We start from the raw sequence: 17,432 nt of genomic DNA, 5'->3' as shown, positions 1-17,432 counted from the left end.
AAAAGAATTTGATGAGTAGGCATTTATAGCATGACAGCATTACAGGGGTCGCCAAGATTTACCGGATTTATTCGTCGTTTGGTCGAGGAAGGCGTCATCTCGGCTGAAGATATGCGCAGTGCATTAGCGCATGCCAAACAAGAAAAAATCGATATTGTGGCTGAGTTAATTAACCAGCAGCAGCTTTCTCCGACCGTCATTGCTGAAACGATTTCAGTTGAATTTGGCGAACCGCTGTTTGATATCAGCGCCTATGATCCTGCCCAAATTTTGCGGGATGCGATTGATGAAAAGCTGATTACCAAGCATCGCATCCTGCCGATTTTTAAAAATTCCAGTATTTTATATGTTGCGATCAGTAACCCCACCAATATCGAAGCAATTGATGCAGTCCGTTTTTCGACTAAACTCAATATTGAAACCATTATTGTTGAACACAATAAACTTGAAAAACTGATCGAGCAGAATTTTACCGAAGAAAGTACCTTTGAGTTTGATGAAGACTTTGATCTGGATGTTGATGTCGAATCTGCTGATCCGAATAAAGAAGAGGATGACAGTAACAAGGGTGAAGAAGCCCCTATTGTTAAATATATCAATAAGTTACTCATAGATGCGATCCGTATGGGGGCTTCAGACTTACATTTTGAACCTTATGAGAAAATCTATCGGGTACGTTACCGGGTCGATGGGGTATTACGCCAGATTGCAACACCACCACTACAGCTAGCAACTCGTTTATCTTCACGTCTTAAAGTCATGTCGCAAATGGACATTTCAGAAAAACGGGTACCGCAAGATGGCCGAATCAAATTAAAACTTTCTAAAAATAAAGCCATTGATTTCCGTGTCAACTCTCTCCCTACCCTGTTTGGTGAGAAGCTGGTACTGCGGATTCTGGATCCCTCCAGCGCGATGTTGGGAATTGATGCACTAGGTTATGAACCGGAACAAAAAGACCTTTTTATGCAAGCGCTGGACAAACCGCAAGGCATGCTCCTGATCACTGGTCCAACAGGTTCCGGTAAAACCGTTTCACTGTATACCGGTCTGAATATTCTCAATCGTGAAGATACCAATATTTCGACAGCGGAAGATCCGGTCGAGATTAACTTACAAGGGATTAATCAGGTCAACGTCAATAATAAAGTTGGCCTGACCTTCTCTGCGGCACTAAAGTCCTTCTTACGTCAAGACCCGGATATCGTAATGGTCGGTGAGATCCGGGATCTGGAAACTGCCGAGATTGCGATTAAAGCGGCGCAGACCGGTCATATGGTGATGTCGACGCTGCATACCAATAGTGCGCCTGAGACTTTGACCCGTTTACGCAATATGGGGGTGCCTTCTTTCAATATTGCCACTTCAGTCAACCTGGTCATTGCACAACGGTTGGCGCGTCGTTTGTGTTCACAATGTAAAAAACCTGCCGATATTCCGAAACAAAGCTTACTGGAGATGGGTTTTACCGAAACCGACTTGCAGCAACCTGAGTTCCAAATTTATGAACCGGTGGGCTGCAATGAATGTCGTGAAGGCTATAAGGGTCGTGTGGGTATTTATGAAGTCATGAAAGTAACACCCGAAATTTCCAGAATTATTATGGAGGACGGCAATGCACTTGAAATTGCCGATGCTTCCGCACGTGCAGGTTTTAACAATTTACGCCGGTCAGGTTTAGTCAAGGTGATGCAGGGGGTGACTTCTTTACAGGAAGTCAATCGTGTCACCAGCGAATGATCGGGCGCTGATCTAAAATAAGGATAAAGGTATGGCAGCAGTAAAGAAAGGCCAGATGATGCCGATCTTCAGCTATGAAGGAATTGATCGTAAAGGGGCAAAGATCAAGGGAGAATTGCCAGCAAAAAATATGGCTTTGGCCAAGGTCACCCTTCGAAAACAAGGTATCAGCATCAAGACCATTCGGGAAAAGAAAAAAAATATTCTCGAAGGCTTGATGAAGAAAAAAGTCTCAACACTGGATATTACGATTTTTACCCGACAATTGGCGACCATGATGAAAGCCGGGGTACCACTGGTACAAGGCTTTGAGATTGTCGCAGAAGGTCTGGAAAATCCATCCATGCGTGAAGTTGTACTGGGAATTAAAGGTGAAGTCGAGGGGGGTAACACTTTCGCTGGAGCACTGCGTAAATATCCACAGTATTTTGATAATTTATTTTGCTCTTTAGTTGAATCAGGTGAACAATCGGGTGCTCTTGAAACTATGCTCGATCGTGTAGCAATTTATAAAGAAAAAAGCGAACTGCTCAAGCAAAAAATCAAAAAAGCTATGAAATACCCTATATCAGTCATAGTGGTAGCTATTGCTGTTACTATCATCTTAATGGTTAAGGTTGTTCCTGTATTCCAAGAACTATTTCAAGGCTTTGGTGCTGATCTTCCCGCCTTTACACAACTGGTTGTCAACATGTCTAACTGGTTCCAGCAATACTGGTTCCTATTAATTATTGGTATCGGGATAGCGATTACAGCATTTTTAGAAGCCAAAAAACGCAGTAAAAAATTCCGTGATTTTCTGGATAAAGCAGCGCTCAAGGCACCGATTTTCGGGGATCTGGTGTATAAGGCGATTATTGCCCGTTATAGTCGCACTCTGGCCACGACTTTCGCAGCCGGGGTACCCTTGATTGATGCACTAGAATCTACTGCCGGCGCCACCAATAATGTAGTCTATGAAAATGCTGTGATGAAAATCCGTGAAGATGTCGCTACTGGTCAACAGCTACAGTTTGCCATGCGGGTCACCAACAAGTTTCCTTCCATGGCCATCCAAATGGTCGCAATTGGTGAAGAATCAGGTGCATTAGATGCCATGCTGGATAAAGTTGCTACCCATTATGAAAATGAAGTTGATAATGCAGTAGATGGCTTAACCTCGATGATGGAACCATTGATTATGGCTGTTCTAGGTGTTCTTGTCGGTGGTCTGGTAATTGCCATGTATCTTCCAATCTTCCAAATGGGTTCAGTCGTTGGCTAATCAGCAGGTTAAATATCTTGTTCAGTAATATTATTTCTTATTTTATTCAAAACCCAACGGCGTTGTATATCGCAGTTGGGCTTTTTAGTTTATGTATCGGCAGCTTTCTGAATGTGGTGATCTACCGCACTCCCAAGATGATGGAACAGGAATGGCGTACCGATTGCCAGATGTTTTTGCATCCGGAACAGCCGGTGATTGATGAAGCGAAATTAAGTTTAAGCAAACCCGCTTCGACTTGCCCTAAATGTCATCAGCCAATCCGCTGGTACCAGAATATTCCAGTTATCAGCTGGCTGGTCTTGCGCGGCAAGTGCGGCAACTGCCAGAATCCCATCAGTATCCGCTATCCACTGATTGAGCTTCTGACCGCGGCCTGTGCACTACTTGTCGTAGCAGTATTTGGCCCGACAATGCAAATGCTGTTTGGACTGATCCTGACTTATGTGCTGATTGCCCTAACCTTTATTGATTTTGATACCAAGTTATTACCGGACCGTTATACCCTGCCCCTGGCTGCACTAGGTCTGGGCGTAAATAGTTATGCACTCTATACCTCCCCAAGCTCTGCCATCTGGGGCTACATCATTGGCTTTTTATGTTTATGGATAGTGTATTACCTGTTTAAAATCATCACCGGTAAAGAAGGTATGGGCTATGGCGATTTTAAACTGCTTGCGGCTTTGGGCGCCTGGATGGGTCCATTATTATTGCCTTTAATTGTGCTGCTGTCTTCCCTGGTAGGTGCGATTATTGGCATCATTCTGCTAAAAGTTCGCAAGGAAAATCAGCCTTTTGCTTTTGGTCCTTATATTGCGATTGCCGGCTGGATTGCTTTTCTTTGGGGTGAACAAATTATGAAAGTGTATTTAGGTCAATAAATTGAAATTTGTACTCGGTTTAACTGGTGGGATTGGCAGTGGCAAGTCTGCTGCCAGTCACTGGTTTGAAGCACAAGGGATCACGGTAGTCGATGCCGATGTGGTAGCACGTGAAGTGGTCGAACTTGGGCAGCCTGCACTTACCCAGATTCAGCAGGCTTTTGGCGATTGGGTACTGCTTGCCGATGGCTCACTGAATCGGCGTGCCTTACGTGAATATATCTTCCAATCTCCTGAAGCACGCAAGACCCTGGAAAGTATTACTCATCCGGCAATTCGCATTTCCATTATCCAGCAACTACATGCTGCGCAAAGTCCCTATGCCATTCTGGTTTCACCACTTTTATTTGAAACCAATCAGCACGAACTCACCCAGCATACCTTACTGATTGACGCCACCATCGAACTGCAAATTGAGCGGGCCTCACAACGTGACGGCCAGAATATCGAACAAATTCGCAATATCATTGCTGCCCAAATGTCCCGCGAACAAAAGCAGACCATGGCCGATGATATTGTCCTAAATGATGGTCATCTGGATCATCTCTATGCCCATCTCAGACTATTACATCAAAAATATTTAAACATGGCAGCCAGCTGAAGCATAAAAAAAACAGTCTAATTAAGACTGTTTTTTTTGTTCTGCTAATTTTCGGCTTAGACTGTCCTGATGCTGTAACCAGCGCCATGGCTGTAAGGCCCCAACTGCCATACCCATCAGGCCACACACCATGGCCAGACTTAAAGTTTCATTTAATAAAGGTACAGCCAGAATTGCCGCAATAAAAGGTGCAAGATTGGTAATACTGCCTGCCTTAAATGCACCAAGACGCTTGATGGCTTCTACATAACTTAAAGTAGCAATAATCACCACAAATATGCCGTGAAAAATGGTCTGAAACAGTAAATGCTCGGGTTCAGGCACACTCAGGTTTTTCGGTAAAAATAGCAGATAAATCGGCACATAAACCACTGCCGACCAGATCGCGACACCACACATTGCCTGCCATGCAGTTAGCTGATATTTACGCAATAAAACGGTAAAAATCGCCCAAAGTATAGCACTAATAAAAAACAGTCCGTCTCCTGCTCCAAAGGCCACACCAGTTTCCCTATACATCAGCATACTCATGAGACATAGTACTACGATCATAATGATCAGGCTGGCCCAGGTATGTTTATCAAAAGCCTGCCCCATCAGAAAAAAAGCCATAATCGCGGTACAGATTGGAATACAGCCATTCAAGAAAATTGCAGCATGGGCGGTAGGTGCGTAGTGAAAAGCGCTATAGGCAAACAGGCAGTAAATCACCCCACCAATCATCGCTAAAATAAAAGGCTCTTTTTTCAGTAAAAAAGCGGCCTCTTTACGATAGAGCAAGATCGGCATCAGAATCAGGAAGGCCAGAGAAAAACGCAAGGCCACAATATCCCAGGCACTGATCTGCCAAAGTGCATTCAGGCGGGCCGTTAAGGTAAAACCGCCCCAGATGCACATGGTAACAACTAAAAAAACATAGCCTTGGGTACGGTCTGACAATGCCATCATCAATTAAAGGTTACGCTGACGGCAGGCTTCATACAGTGCCATACCTGTAGCCACACTGACATTCAGACTTTGCAGATTACCTGCCATCGGGATATACACGGTCTGATCACATTGGCTTTGCGTAATCGGACGTAGGCCAGTATCTTCCGCACCCATCACCACACAGACGCCGGTACCGGTGAAATCAAAATTCTGGATCGGTAGTGCTTTTTCATCCAGCATGGTACCCACAACACGAACATTAAAATCTTCTTTGATTTGACCCAAAGTACGCGCCAGATTGGTCACCTGAATGAATTTGACTTTGTCCGCACCACCTGCAGCCACTTTACGTGCTGTCGGAGTTAGGGTAGCTGAACGATCACGTGGCGCAATCACCGCTTCCACACCCATTGCAGCGGCTGTACGGATACAGGCACCGAGATTATGCGGATCGGTAATATGATCCAGGGCCAATAACAACGCTTGAGGATTTGCGCTCAACAGTGATTCAAGATCTTTTTCATTCAGGGTTGGATAAGCACGTACCGCAGCGACCACGCCTTGGTGAAACGGTTGCCCGGCCAATTTCTCCAGTTTGTCACGGCTGGCTTGCTGCACACTGATCCCAAACGGTTCAGCCAGTTCCAGCACACGCTTTAAACGCTGATCATCGCGTCCTTTGAGAGTGAATAATGTCAAGACACGTTCAGGCTCAAGCTCTAACAATGACTCCACTGAATGTACGCCATAAAAATATTCAGGTTTTGCCATGAACGACCTCTAGATTAGTTATATAAAAAAGAAAAATCCCGTAAAGCTGACTTCACAGGATTTCTATGGCTGATTAGTTTAACCGATTCGCACTGAAATTTCTTGCACGGTTTGCACTGATCTTGAATCTGGACTTAACCTTCAAAATGGCAGACATAGTCCAGCACATCATCGGTTTCAATTTTAAAACGGCTATTGCCCGGCACATAGAAAGACTGTCCCGCACGGAACAACTCACTTTCTTCACTATCGCCAATCTGAACACGGCATTCACCTGAAACAATTTCCATGCGCTCAGGAACATGTGTTTCAAAGGTCAAGGCATTTTCTGATGGCAGAATGACACCCAAAGTTTTTTTGGTCCCGTCTTCAAATTGTACAATGTGGCTAATACACAACCCGCCGAAATATACATTAGATTTTTTAAGTACAGATACATGATCAAACTGAGCTGACATGCGATTTCTCCAGATAAAGCATTTTGTAATATTTTGATTGCTGTAGTTTAAATGTGCACCCTCAACTAATCAATCGAAGTTTATCGACGCCGATAAAATATTCTGTATCGCTGAATCCCTTCTATTTGTAGGATGTTTTGGCCTGTATTTTGCTGGTAGATGAGCTTCAGTTTCGATTTGTGCATTCTCTTTTGAAATAAGCTGAATTGAGTCATTAATTTAAAGATTGGGGATGTCAAAAATATGAAAATCAGCAGTGAATTAACGGACTTCTGAGTCAGCTTCTTGCGAAAATACAGTGAAATAAGCATATATGAATCGTTAAAATTTAAGATAGAATGAAATTGATTCATCCTGATTTATAATAATCACAGCCATGTTGTGACCCCAATCCAACATCAGGCTATTTCAATCAAACTTTTCGCAGCCCGGATGCGTTTATGCTGACACATTTAACTCTGATCAATTTTGCTTTAGCCGAGCATCTTGCTATTGATATTGATAAAGGTTTTAACGTTTTAACCGGTGAAACCGGTGCAGGTAAATCCCTCTTACTGGATGCATTGTCTGCTTGTTTGGGTGAGCGAACCGATACCAATTATGTGCGTTATGGCTCAGAAAAAGCCGATGTCACTGCCAGTTTTAGCTATCAGGAACACAGTCCTGAAGCCGCTTGGTTAAAAGAACATGAACTGGATGATGAGTCAGGTGAAATTCATTTACGCCGGGTGATTTTTGCCACTGGCCGCAGCAAGGCCTGGATCAATGGACGTCCGAGCAGCCTGTCTGAACTGAAAGAAATTGGGCGTTTACTGGTACAACTTTATAGCCAGCATAGCCAGCAGCAACTTCTGGAACCACCTTATCCAAAACACTGGCTGGATCGCTATAGCAATTTTTATACACCAGCTCAGGAAGTGCGGGACGCTTATAGCACCTGGCAGAAAAATATTCGTCAGCATCAGGCAGCGCTAGATGCACAAGCGACCCGTAAGCAACGCATGGAAACCTTGGAACTGCAGCTAGAAGAACTGGAAGACATTGTTCAGACGGATTATCCGGAAATTGAGCAGGAATTTGATCGGCTCTCGCATCATGAAGCCATCATGCAGGACTGTGTCTATAGTCTGAATGTGCTGGATGAAGCTGAACAGAATATCACTCAGGAACTGGCATCAATTATGCGTCGGGTCGAATCGCATGCTGGACGCAGTGAGCAGCTCTCCGGGATTTATACTTCCCTGCTGAATGCCCAAAGCGAACTTGAAGATGCAGCAGCGAATTTACGCCAGTTCATGGATCGGCAAAGTTTTGATCCGGAACGTATGGAAGTATTGAATTCAACTTTGGAAATCTTCCATCGTCTGGCACGTAAATATCGTACCCAGCCAGAATTACTCAAAGAAGAATATGAAGCCTGGCAAACCGAATTAGAACAGCTGCATCAACTGGAAGATCCGGAAACACTGGCTGAACAGGTCGCGGTTTCTTATCAGGAGTTTCTGGATAAAGCCCAACATCTGGATCAGATTCGCCGTGAAGCCGCAGCACCGTTGGCCAAGCAGCTCACTGAGCAGGTCAAACAACTAGCATTGCCTGAAGCACATTTTGAGTTCAAGTTTGAGCCTTTGGAGCATCCCTCTAGTGAAGGTCTCAGCTTTATTCAATTGCTGTTTACTGCCAATAAAGGCATTCCGGCACAGCCTTTGGCCCGGGTTGCATCAGGCGGTGAACTCTCGCGTATTGCGCTAGTGATGCAAGTCATGAATGCGGAAAAAACCGAAGCTGAAGTGCTGGTCTTTGATGAAATTGATGTCGGGATTAGTGGTGGTACCGCAGAGATTGTCGGGCGTTTACTGGCCGATCTGGCCCAGCATGTACAGATTCTGTGTATTACCCATCAGGCACAAGTGGCAGCACAATCTGATCAGCATCTACTGGTAAAAAAACAGCAGACTGATCCTGCCAGCAGCACAATCATCAACCTTGAAGAAAATGAAATTATTCAGGAGCTTGCAAGAATGACAGGCGGTGTAGAGATTAGTGAAACCACCTTGCAACATGCCCGCCAGTTACGTCAGCTGAAATTTCAGCAGGCTTGAGCTACTTGTAAAGCGACACATAAAAAATCCCTGCATTTAGGTCAGAGATTCTTTATGTGTTAAAAATCATTCGAACTAATATTAACTTACCATTTTACAGGTTGATCGCTTGAACCTGGCGTCATTTCATAGCCCGGTGATGAATCATAAGATTGACCAGTCTGAGACTGTACAGGCTGTAATTTTAAGCCCTGTAAAATTTCCGGGTTTAAGCCCTGAGCAATTTTATCCGCCGTACTGTCATTTAAACTATTGGTCAGAATATTCTGTGTCATTAAATTAGACAGAGTTCGATTGAAAGTGCCCGCTGCTACCACTTTACTGGTATTGGCTTCAATGACACGCCAGCTTAAACGCACTTGTTCAGCGCCGGCATTCAAACCATACATTTGCTGATGGCTGGCACTAGACAGATCATTAATTCGTCCCACCAGTAAATAGTCTGCTCCAACTTTCTGACCGATACGCGCCAGCTCATGCGGTGCACCATCCCAATACAGGAATGCATTTTCAGACTGCATTTCATCCAGATAATGACGATCTACCACACTCAACTGTCCGCTTTGAGCCAGATAATTTCCTAAAGTATCGGATAATTCCTGACTAAACTCATAGGCAGATGTGTCATTGGCCAGTCGGTTATTTTTCTCGGCCATCTGGAATGGCAATACTGCAATCCTGCGCAAATGCTGGTCTTGTACAGTCGATTCAAACTTCACCACATGTGCGCGAACTTTGGCACGGTAATTATTTTTTGCACCCGTCACACTCAGTACCTGAAACTTGGTCACTGAACCTGAACCTTGATTTGCCACACTAAAAACTGGTGAAACTTTACCGTTATAACTCCAGCCCTGATTATTCACCGATACAGAAACAGTCTCTTCATAATTCATTTGGGAAGAAACTGAAGCACCATTTACCGATTGCACAGCAATTAATAAGGCTTCAGAAATCGCCTGGTGTTGAGTTGGACCACTTCCACTGGCTTCTTTAACCACTTCTTTAATGGCTGCAAAGGCCGGAGCGCTCAACAATCCAGACAACAGGCCTGCAAGTAATATTTTTTTCATATTATATTCTTCTACAGTCACTGTGCCAAAAGCACAGTGACCTTCATTGAAATTACAGACCAAAAGTCGAGCGTTTGCCTGCCTTACGGATTTCTTTCTCGCCAGTCCACTCTACGATACCAGTTTGCAGGTTTTGCAATTTAAAAGTGAACTTGTAATACACATCACTCTTGCCACCGGCATTCTTCACAATACTCGACAAGTTGCCATTTAGCATAAATTCGGCACCAATATGACCACCGGCACGTACTGCTGTTGACTGGTTCACCATACCGCTTTGCTTTTGATAAGCTAGCTGCTGTGCCACCGCATTCACCGATTTCATATCAACAAAACGAAATTTTCCAGAATTGATTAGTTTGTTCTGAATACTGTCAGTAATCGATTCGGTATCGATATGTTCCTGGGTTTTGTTATGAATCCGATCAAGGACAATGACCGGACGGCGGTTTTGGGTCATTTGCACCACTGGCGGGAACATCAACATGTCATCCACCATTTTGGCTGCAATCATTTGCAAGTCAGTTGAACCAAAGTCTGTGGTTAAGGTTTCGACTGCTTGGGCATCACCATAACTTACTGAACCAGTAGAGGCACAGCCACTAAGCAGTGTCGTAGTTGCCAATGCGGCGAAAATCAATTTTGCGTTCATTTCAAGTCTCTCTTATTTTTTCAAATACACAACAACATCAACAGCAGATGGATTTGGCGCCAAGGACTGCACACCTTTGGTTTCACGTCCGGTTAACTGGATCGGCTTCCAGATGGCACCTTCAGGATTAACTTCCACACCTTGTGCATCCACCCAAACAATCTTGTAGCTAAAATCTTTATTGTTAAAACGGCGGTTTTTGATCGCGATTGAAGCACGCTTTAAATCACCAACCAAGCTCATATTCACACGTTCCACAAAGACTTCCGTAGTTAATACCGGATTATTGGTAATGGTGCGGATACTCATTTCATTATTGGCATTGGTTTGGGTAGATAAGGCATTCGGTGCGGTACAACCCACCATGAACAGCGCCCCTAAACCAAGTACAGCAAAGCTAAATTGACGTTTCATATTGTTCCCTTATTTATGATTAATGTGGAATGGTGCTTACACTAGCCGTAATTTTGTCATTAACATGATGGGCATAGACAAACACTGTTTGATTGGCTTTCACATCTAGGGTGACCGGAGAGCTAGATACACTCCCGCTAGAAAGTTGTAAATTATGTTTGCCCGGCGTTAAATTTAAGCGCGCAATCTGGGCATTACTCGGCAAGGTACTCCAGCCACGCAAGTCAGCACGCTCAGTCGCCATATTTAAGACGTTACCGGCAAGTTGACCAAACACACCAAACTGGTTACCAAGTTCTTTTTGTGCGGCATATTTTGCAGTGGCGCGCAGCACCTGACTGCTCACATTCGCCATAATTTTTTCTTTGAGGTCCTTGACGGCCAAAGCACCAATATCACTAATCACATAACTGTCTTGTAAAGCTTTATTATTGACTTTCACTTTCAGGCTAGTTGGTATCACATAGGTACTTGGTTCATAGGTCGCAAAAGCAATATTGATTAAACCGCCTGGTGTAGGGACATCAATTTTATTTTCCACCTTTTGCGGTACAATTCCCTGTTCGATAAATACAATCACCGGAACACTACCCTTCTTATGCTGTGTGACCAGTTGATCCAGACGTTTCACGTCTTCGGAAATTTGCTTATCTGGTTGTAACTCATAAGCTTTCTTATAATCAACCAAGGCATCATTGTATTCACCCAAGGTTTCCCATAAATTGGCTGCCATATAAAAAGCGTAGGCATTCTGATAGCTGTTCTTAATCTTGCCGGCTATGGGGTCCAGACCGACAAAAGCTTCATCCAGCACACTTAGATTCTTCTCTGCTTCCGTGTTTTTAGCTACTTTGTCTTTTTTCTTTTCTAGTTCTTTTTGGTGCAACAATTCGATTTCACGCTGGAGGCCCTGAGCCACGCGCATTTCTACCGCAGCAGCTTCCAGATCCTTTAAGAAAATATAGTTTTTAGCTTGGGAAATATGCGCCAGCACCTGCTCATGTGCTGGTACCAGATAAGGCACTACAGAGTCATTGCTGACCATGGCAAGAGCCTTAAACCCCATTCGGGACACACTAATTTTGGCCCGATTTTTTTGTTTTTCTAACAGCGTAAAGGCTTGCTTATAATAATCTCGGCTTTCTTCATATTGATGGTTAACTTGTAATAAGCGGGCTTGTTCAAGTAAATATAAAACTCCATCCTTTGAATCAGCTTTGTCCTTAAACTGAGTAATGAGGTTTTCAGATAAAGCGCTATTCAAATGACTACGGAAAAAACTACCTTCTTCATTATAACTACTAAATACTGCTGCCTGTGAAGTGACCGACACAGAAAATAGCGCAGAAATTAAAGTCCCTTTTAAAATATGATGCATAACAACCCCATTAAAAAAATAAATTAAAGATGAAAATTTCTGCATTCTACGAACAAAGCAATATGGTTTCAATATGTATATTTTGTATAATAATTGAAATATTCTGTACAATATATCGCAAATTTATTACATAAATAAACAAATATTATAGTTTTTTGCCTAGGGCGTGTCCTCATTTGAAGAATTGGTTTTAAATACTTAAAATCCTCCTTTGAGTTATTTTTATTTCTATATTTTCAATGGCACGTACTCTTCTTACCGATGATATTGGGCAGCAAATTCAAGATACTATGCGATTACACGGTTGTTACTGTTCAAAAAATAGTAGAAATATCATGGAAGCCATCTTATGGAAACTACGTACGGGTGCGACATGGCGTGATATTCCTCAAGAACTTTGCCCTTGGCAAACTGCTTACAATCGCTTTAATCGCTGGGTAAGTAAGGGATTATGGGATAAATTTTTTTTAAATTACGAGGCATTCTGGATCAGGAATGGGTATTCATTGATGGAAGCTACATACGCGTGCATCAACATGCAAGTGGAGCTCGGAATGGTTTCGAAAGAGCAATTGGACAATCACGTGGTGGACGAACAACAAAAATACATCTTGCAACCGACGCGAATGGATTACCGATTGATTTTAAAATCACTGGGGGTGGCGTCCACGACAGTCAAGTTGTAAAACAACTGATTGATACTGTAGGCGAGGCAACTTATCTCATTGCTGATAAGGGGTATGATGCTGATCGCATTAGAATATATGCCCAGAACAAGGATATGATTCCCATCATTCCAATGAGATCAAATAGTAAAAGATCGAATAAGGAGTTTGATAAATATCTATATAAATTAAGACATTTAGTTGAAAATGTGTTTGCGAGATTGAAGCATTTCCGAGCGATTGCAACCCGATTTGATAAGCTTGCACGAAATTACCAGTCTATGATTTACATTGCTTGCATGTTTATTTGGTGTAAAGCCAAATGAGGACACGCCCTAATATTGACCATATTTTAATCACCTGAAACTATGTATCGAAATATAGTTAGAGCTTAATTAATGAGCTGAGATTGTAATAACTTACCTTTAGTTTTCAGATAAATTCTATTTAAAAGCAAGAAACTATATATAGTCTACTTTTAACCATGAATGATCTATTGTTATTATTTAATTCATTCCACCACAATATATTTAATATTTTTTATTAAAATTTAAGTAAGTTTTTACTCGGTTTATCTGGCTGTTTTAGCATAAATAAAAAACGCTTAAAACTACCTCCCATCATTTAAATAAAATCACTGAAGGTCTTTTTAAAAGGAATTTTAAAACCGGCCTTAACCTGTTCATGCCTGATTTACCCCATATCCAAGTTGTCAGCCTAAGCATTTTATGGGATAACTAGCAGGAAGAAAGCCGCTGTTTGAGTGATTACAATTAGGCCCGTAGGCCATGCTTCACTTTTTCAGACTGCATAGCATACTGACTTTGGGAGAACTGCTCAGGTGACCAAACAGTTTCTGACACATCGTTGTCTGATTGCACCACCGCATGCGAATGATGATTTTTTTGCACAGACGGTCATTTATCTCGCGCGTCATGATGAAGATGGTGCCCAAGGCATCATTATCAATCGACCTGCCGGCATTCAAATTAAAGAATTGCTGAATGATCTTGATATTGAAGCAGACAATGTCAATCCGCATGAAGTATTACAAGGCGGCCCTTTACGCCCTGAGGCCGGTTTTGTCTTGCATACTGGTCAGCCGACCTGGCATTCCTCCATCGCCGTAGGTGAAAATGTCTGCATTACCACTTCCAAAGATATTCTGGATGCCATTGCGCATAATGAAGGGGTCGGTCGCTATCAGATTGCCCTCGGTTATGCCAGTTGGGGCAAACACCAGCTGGAACAGGAAATTGCCCGTGGTGACTGGCTGATTTGTGATTCCGATATGGATCTGATTTTTAACCTCCCTTATAACGACCGTTGGGACGCTGCCTATAAAAAAATGGGTGTAGACCGCAACTGGTTATCTTCCGAGATTGGACATGCCTGATGTAAACGTGCCACAAACCATTATGGCGTTTGATTTTGGTACACAAAAAATGGGAATGTCAGTTGGACAATCCCTGATTGCAAGTGCCAATCCCCTGCCCTTATTTCCCATGAAAGATGGTATCCCCAACTGGGATGAACTGCTCAAAATCGTGAAAAGCCATCAACCGAATTTATTTCTGGTCGGTTTGCCATTGAACATGGATGATAGTGAATCCGAGCTGTCGACACGGGCGCGAAAATTTGCCCGCCGTTTACGTCATCAGACCAATATTGAAACCTGGATGGTGGATGAACGTCTGACCACCCGTGAAGCACGCGATGAACTGGAGCATTATCAGGCTCAAGGTCGCGGCAAGAAACTCTCTGCCGACAGCATTGCAGCTGCCTTGTTGATCGAAAGCTGGTATCGTCATCCTGCCGGGATCACGCCTTAATCTGTTTTGAAAATTTTTAAATCAGCATCCTTTAGGGTGCTTTTTTATGCTCAAAAATGCTTCTTAAGGATAAAAATAACGAAAAGTCAGGTTAATTCGTGGTGTCAAAACTTTGCTGGTTTTGCTAATACTGTGCTTCCAGTGTTGCTGTGTCGCGCCACGCATCACAATTAATTGCCCACTATGTAACAGCACATCGACTTTATCACTGCGAATTTTATGCTTAAAGCTCATTTTGCGGGTGGCTCCCAGACTCAGAGAAGCGATGACATTTTCCCGAGAAGTGCCTGTATATAGCGCCGGTTCATCATCACTATGCCAACCCAAGCCTTGAGAACCATCTTCATACAAATTGGCCAGACAGGAATTAAAGGGATGACCGACCAGAATTTCAATATGCTGCTTTAAACGGAATAATCCGGGTGTCCATACCTGAGCTTGTTTGAGCGTACCAGAATAACGATACTGATAATGTTCATCGCCATACCAGACCACCTGGCGACCTGTGACATGGTGCTTGCCAAATAAATGCACTTCATCATGTTGCCAGGCCAGCTGACTGAGAAAATGCTGTAGATACTGCTGGCTTTGTTCCTGATCCAAAATCAGGCCATAATCTTCTACTACCCCATCAAAAGGTAATACATTGGCTTGCGGCTGGGGTGCAAATAAATCGAGCGTCATATCAATCAGATCCAGTATCCACATGAAAATACTGACATTCGACCTAAAGGATTACAACTGCTCTTCACAAATGACTACAACATTTATGCTTGTGGCTGGCATGATTCCTGCCTAGACTGAATTCAACTTTCACAATAAAAATAATCCTTTTATGAACTTATGGCAGCTGTTTCAGAAACTTCGTCCCTTTGTTCAGCCTTACCGGTTGCTGGTGATTGCCACACTGATTCTCACCCTGATCGGTTCATTCACCGCACAGGTCAATGCCATTACCTTGCAATATGCGGTCGACAGTATCAATTCGTTACTCGAAGCCGGTCAAGGACTGGAACAAGGCTGGCATATTCTGATCACGATTTCGGCAATTTTGCTCGGCAAAGAAATTATTAATGCCTTTGTCCAGTTCGGGCAGAAGTTCTATGGAGAGAAACTGCGGATTTTTGTCTCTCAGGATCTGGCCCAGGGGATTATTGAAAAGTTTTTAAAATATCGTCTGGAATTTTTTAATCAGGAAAATAACCAGGCCGGTAAATTACAGACCCGGATTGACCGTGGCATTGGCTCACTGACCCGTCTGGTACAAATCTTCTTTATTGATATTTTACCATTATTTACCAGTGCCATTGTGGCTTTGGGGTTGATGTACTATGCCAATGTCTATGTCGGTCTGGTTGCAACTGCCATTGTCCCGATCTATTTCTGGCTGACCTATAAACAGGCGCAAAAACTCGGGGGCTGGCGCCGCAGTCTTCGCGATGGCCGGGAGAAAAAGAGTCAAGGCATTCTCAGCATCATCAATTCGATTACCGTAATCAAATCCTTTAACCGAGAATCGATTGAATCGGAAAAGCAGTTGGGATTACAGCGCGAACTGACCGACAATCAGATGAAAACCCGCCAGACCAGTTTCCTGTTTGATGGCCTGAAAACTTTTCTGGAACAGATCGGGATTGTACTCATCATTATTCTAACCTCCTACTTTGTGCTGGATGGCCAGATGAGTATCGGCATGATCATGTTTCATGTGCTGCTATTTAACAATGTCTCTGCCCCGATCCGATCCCTGCACCGGATTTATGATGAAGTGAATGATGCCATGATCTATTCAGAAAGCTTTTTCAAGATTCTGGAAGCCGATGATGAAATTGAACAAAGCGGTCAGCAGAAACCGGTTGTCCAAGGCAAGTTTGAACTCAGTGGCGTGAATTTTTATTATCCAAACGGCCACCATGCTCTGAAAGATATTGATATGGAAATTCGCCCCAATAAAATTACCGCCTTGGTGGGCTTATCGGGTGCCGGAAAATCCACCCTGATCAGTCTGCTGGATAAATTTTATGAACCGCAGCAAGGCCAGATCAAACTGGATGGCATTAATCTGAAAGATTATGACACCCAATATCTACGCGATCATATTGGTCTGGTCTTGCAAAAAAACCATATTTTTCAGGGCACCATCTTTGACAATATCCGCTACGGCAAAACTACTGCCTCAATGGAGGATGTAATTGAAGCGGCAGAAAAAGCCTCGATTCATGAGCAGATTTTACAGTTACCGGATGGCTATGACAGCGATGCCTTGATGCTGTCTGGCGGCCAGCAGCAACGGATTGCCTTGGCACGGATGTTCCTGAAAAATCCACCAATCATTTTTCTGGATGAACCGACGGCGAGTCTGGATGCAATTGCCACGGAACAGATCAAACAAAGTCTGGACCAGATCAAGCAAGGCCGTACCGTGATCATCATTTCGCATAGCCTGTCGCAGATTATTGATGCAGATTATACCTATGTGATGAAAGAAGGAACGATTGCTGAACATGGTGAACACGATCAGCTTTATCATCAGCAAGGCGTATATAAGGAAATCTTTGATGCGATGGCCAAGAGCCTAAATATTGAAAAAATTGCCAAAACTTTTGAAGATGATGCTGAGGAAGAAACTCATAGTTAGCTTTTCTATCCCAATAAAAAACCTCCGAGCTGG

General features: G+C 43.3%; 17 protein-coding genes. 9 read left to right on the top strand and 8 right to left on the bottom strand.

Annotated features, from left to right (window positions below; all coding sequences use genetic code 11):
- Window positions 1–30 precede the first annotated feature (30 nt).
- From pilB to coaE, 4 genes are read left to right on the top strand one after another with little or no spacing between them, the layout of a single operon-like run.
- A complete protein-coding gene (pilB, locus tag Q9R24_RS04525) occupies window positions 31–1,740 on the top strand; it encodes a type IV-A pilus assembly ATPase PilB (RefSeq protein ID WP_311203802.1) in 1,710 nt (569 codons plus the stop codon).
- A gap of 31 nt (window positions 1,741–1,771) precedes the next feature.
- Entirely contained in the window at window positions 1,772–3,004 is a 1,233-nt protein-coding gene (locus Q9R24_RS04520) for a type II secretion system F family protein (protein ID WP_253144382.1), read from the top strand.
- 17 nt (window positions 3,005–3,021) lie between these two features.
- Window positions 3,022–3,885, top strand: coding sequence for an A24 family peptidase (locus Q9R24_RS04515; protein WP_311203801.1), 864 nt, complete (start codon window positions 3,022–3,024; stop codon window positions 3,883–3,885).
- A gap of 1 nt (window position 3,886) precedes the next feature.
- A complete protein-coding gene (gene coaE, locus Q9R24_RS04510; RefSeq protein WP_311203800.1) occupies window positions 3,887–4,486 on the top strand; it encodes a dephospho-CoA kinase in 600 nt (199 codons plus the stop codon).
- Window positions 4,487–4,507: 21 nt separating this feature from the next.
- Here the strand turns inward: coaE and Q9R24_RS04505 are convergent, their stop codons facing one another.
- The 3 genes from Q9R24_RS04505 to Q9R24_RS04495 form a co-directional block, all read right to left on the bottom strand.
- Complete coding sequence (locus Q9R24_RS04505; protein WP_005108480.1) at window positions 4,508–5,431, bottom strand: DMT family transporter; 924 nt, start codon at window positions 5,429–5,431, stop codon at window positions 4,508–4,510.
- Between the two features lie 6 nt (window positions 5,432–5,437).
- Entirely contained in the window at window positions 5,438–6,187 is a 750-nt protein-coding gene (gene rlmB, locus Q9R24_RS04500; protein WP_311203799.1) for a 23S rRNA (guanosine(2251)-2'-O)-methyltransferase RlmB, read from the bottom strand.
- A 134-nt stretch (window positions 6,188–6,321) separates the two neighbouring features.
- Entirely contained in the window at window positions 6,322–6,645 is a 324-nt protein-coding gene (locus Q9R24_RS04495) for a pyrimidine/purine nucleoside phosphorylase (protein WP_004281089.1), read from the bottom strand.
- 440 nt (window positions 6,646–7,085) lie between these two features.
- Here Q9R24_RS04495 and recN point away from each other — a divergent pair, with 440 nt between their 5' ends.
- A complete protein-coding gene (gene recN, locus Q9R24_RS04490) occupies window positions 7,086–8,747 on the top strand; it encodes a DNA repair protein RecN (RefSeq protein WP_311203798.1) in 1,662 nt (553 codons plus the stop codon).
- 86 nt (window positions 8,748–8,833) lie between these two features.
- On the opposite strand, the gene Q9R24_RS04485 is transcribed toward recN, so the two are convergent.
- Genes Q9R24_RS04485 through Q9R24_RS04470 form a run of 4 tightly spaced genes read right to left on the bottom strand, consistent with a single transcriptional unit; the run spans window position 8,834 to window position 12,264 of the window.
- On the bottom strand, window positions 8,834–9,820 hold the full coding sequence (locus tag Q9R24_RS04485) for a CsgG/HfaB family protein (RefSeq protein WP_005108477.1): 987 nt from the start codon (window positions 9,818–9,820) through the stop codon (window positions 8,834–8,836).
- Window positions 9,821–9,872: 52 nt separating this feature from the next.
- Window positions 9,873–10,472: a penicillin-binding protein activator LpoB gene (gene lpoB / locus Q9R24_RS04480; RefSeq protein ID WP_005108476.1), complete on the bottom strand. Its 600-nt coding sequence runs from the start codon at window positions 10,470–10,472 to the stop codon at window positions 9,873–9,875.
- Between the two features lie 12 nt (window positions 10,473–10,484).
- Complete coding sequence (locus Q9R24_RS04475) at window positions 10,485–10,886, bottom strand: YcfL family protein (RefSeq protein WP_005248406.1); 402 nt, start codon at window positions 10,884–10,886, stop codon at window positions 10,485–10,487.
- A gap of 19 nt (window positions 10,887–10,905) precedes the next feature.
- Entirely contained in the window at window positions 10,906–12,264 is a 1,359-nt protein-coding gene (locus Q9R24_RS04470; protein ID WP_034438391.1) for a COG3014 family protein, read from the bottom strand.
- A gap of 239 nt (window positions 12,265–12,503) precedes the next feature.
- Here Q9R24_RS04470 and Q9R24_RS04465 point away from each other — a divergent pair.
- The 3 genes from Q9R24_RS04465 (at window position 12,504) to ruvX (ending at window position 14,761) form a co-directional block, all read left to right on the top strand.
- Window positions 12,504–13,255 (top strand): IS5 family transposase gene (locus tag Q9R24_RS04465; RefSeq protein ID WP_404976560.1). Its coding sequence is split into 2 segments (ribosomal slippage): window positions 12,504–12,735 and window positions 12,735–13,255, totalling 753 coding nucleotides; the frame shifts between segments, so codons are not numbered across the junction.
- Window positions 13,256–13,770: 515 nt separating this feature from the next.
- Window positions 13,771–14,325: a YqgE/AlgH family protein gene (locus Q9R24_RS04460; RefSeq protein ID WP_004281085.1), complete on the top strand. Its 555-nt coding sequence runs from the start codon at window positions 13,771–13,773 to the stop codon at window positions 14,323–14,325.
- Entirely contained in the window at window positions 14,318–14,761 is a 444-nt protein-coding gene (gene ruvX, locus Q9R24_RS04455; protein WP_311203797.1) for a Holliday junction resolvase RuvX, read from the top strand. The genes Q9R24_RS04460 and ruvX overlap by 8 nt, the downstream gene beginning before the upstream one ends.
- A gap of 63 nt (window positions 14,762–14,824) precedes the next feature.
- Here ruvX and Q9R24_RS04450 read toward each other — a convergent pair whose 3' ends face one another.
- On the bottom strand, window positions 14,825–15,445 hold the full coding sequence (locus Q9R24_RS04450) for an alpha-ketoglutarate-dependent dioxygenase AlkB (RefSeq protein WP_195725481.1): 621 nt from the start codon (window positions 15,443–15,445) through the stop codon (window positions 14,825–14,827).
- A 151-nt stretch (window positions 15,446–15,596) separates the two neighbouring features.
- Between Q9R24_RS04450 and Q9R24_RS04445 the strand changes: the two genes are divergently transcribed.
- Window positions 15,597–17,399 (top strand): ABC transporter ATP-binding protein, encoded by a 1,803-nt coding sequence (locus Q9R24_RS04445; RefSeq protein WP_114541455.1) that lies wholly within the window; start codon window positions 15,597–15,599, stop codon window positions 17,397–17,399.
- The last annotated feature ends 33 nt before the right edge of the window (window positions 17,400–17,432 follow it).

The organism is Acinetobacter sp. RRD8, from assembly GCF_031844225.1.
Lineage (GTDB): Bacteria > Pseudomonadota > Gammaproteobacteria > Pseudomonadales > Moraxellaceae > Acinetobacter.
Note: the sequence above shows the minus strand (reverse complement) of the source record. Positions and strands in the feature narration are given on the sequence as shown.

Excerpts from the sequence above, each read along its gene's own strand:
- pilB (WP_311203802.1), top strand. The coding sequence starts at position 31 with ATGACAGCATTACAGGGGTCGCCAAGATTTACCGGATTTATTCGTCGT.
- Q9R24_RS04520 (WP_253144382.1), top strand. The coding sequence starts at position 1,772 with ATGGCAGCAGTAAAGAAAGGCCAGATGATGCCGATCTTCAGCTATGAA.
- Q9R24_RS04505 (WP_005108480.1), bottom strand. The coding sequence starts at position 5,431 with ATGGCATTGTCAGACCGTACCCAAGGCTATGTTTTTTTAGTTGTTACC.
- rlmB (WP_311203799.1), bottom strand. The coding sequence starts at position 6,187 with ATGGCAAAACCTGAATATTTTTATGGCGTACATTCAGTGGAGTCATTG.
- Q9R24_RS04495 (WP_004281089.1), bottom strand. The coding sequence starts at position 6,645 with ATGTCAGCTCAGTTTGATCATGTATCTGTACTTAAAAAATCTAATGTA.
- recN (WP_311203798.1), top strand. The coding sequence starts at position 7,086 with ATGCTGACACATTTAACTCTGATCAATTTTGCTTTAGCCGAGCATCTT.
- Q9R24_RS04485 (WP_005108477.1), bottom strand. The coding sequence starts at position 9,820 with ATGAAAAAAATATTACTTGCAGGCCTGTTGTCTGGATTGTTGAGCGCT.
- lpoB (WP_005108476.1), bottom strand. The coding sequence starts at position 10,472 with ATGAACGCAAAATTGATTTTCGCCGCATTGGCAACTACGACACTGCTT.
- Q9R24_RS04475 (WP_005248406.1), bottom strand. The coding sequence starts at position 10,886 with ATGAAACGTCAATTTAGCTTTGCTGTACTTGGTTTAGGGGCGCTGTTC.
- Q9R24_RS04470 (WP_034438391.1), bottom strand. The coding sequence starts at position 12,264 with ATGCATCATATTTTAAAAGGGACTTTAATTTCTGCGCTATTTTCTGTG.
- ruvX (WP_311203797.1), top strand. The coding sequence starts at position 14,318 with ATGCCTGATGTAAACGTGCCACAAACCATTATGGCGTTTGATTTTGGT.
- Q9R24_RS04450 (WP_195725481.1), bottom strand. The coding sequence starts at position 15,445 with ATGACGCTCGATTTATTTGCACCCCAGCCGCAAGCCAATGTATTACCT.
- Q9R24_RS04445 (WP_114541455.1), top strand. The coding sequence starts at position 15,597 with ATGAACTTATGGCAGCTGTTTCAGAAACTTCGTCCCTTTGTTCAGCCT.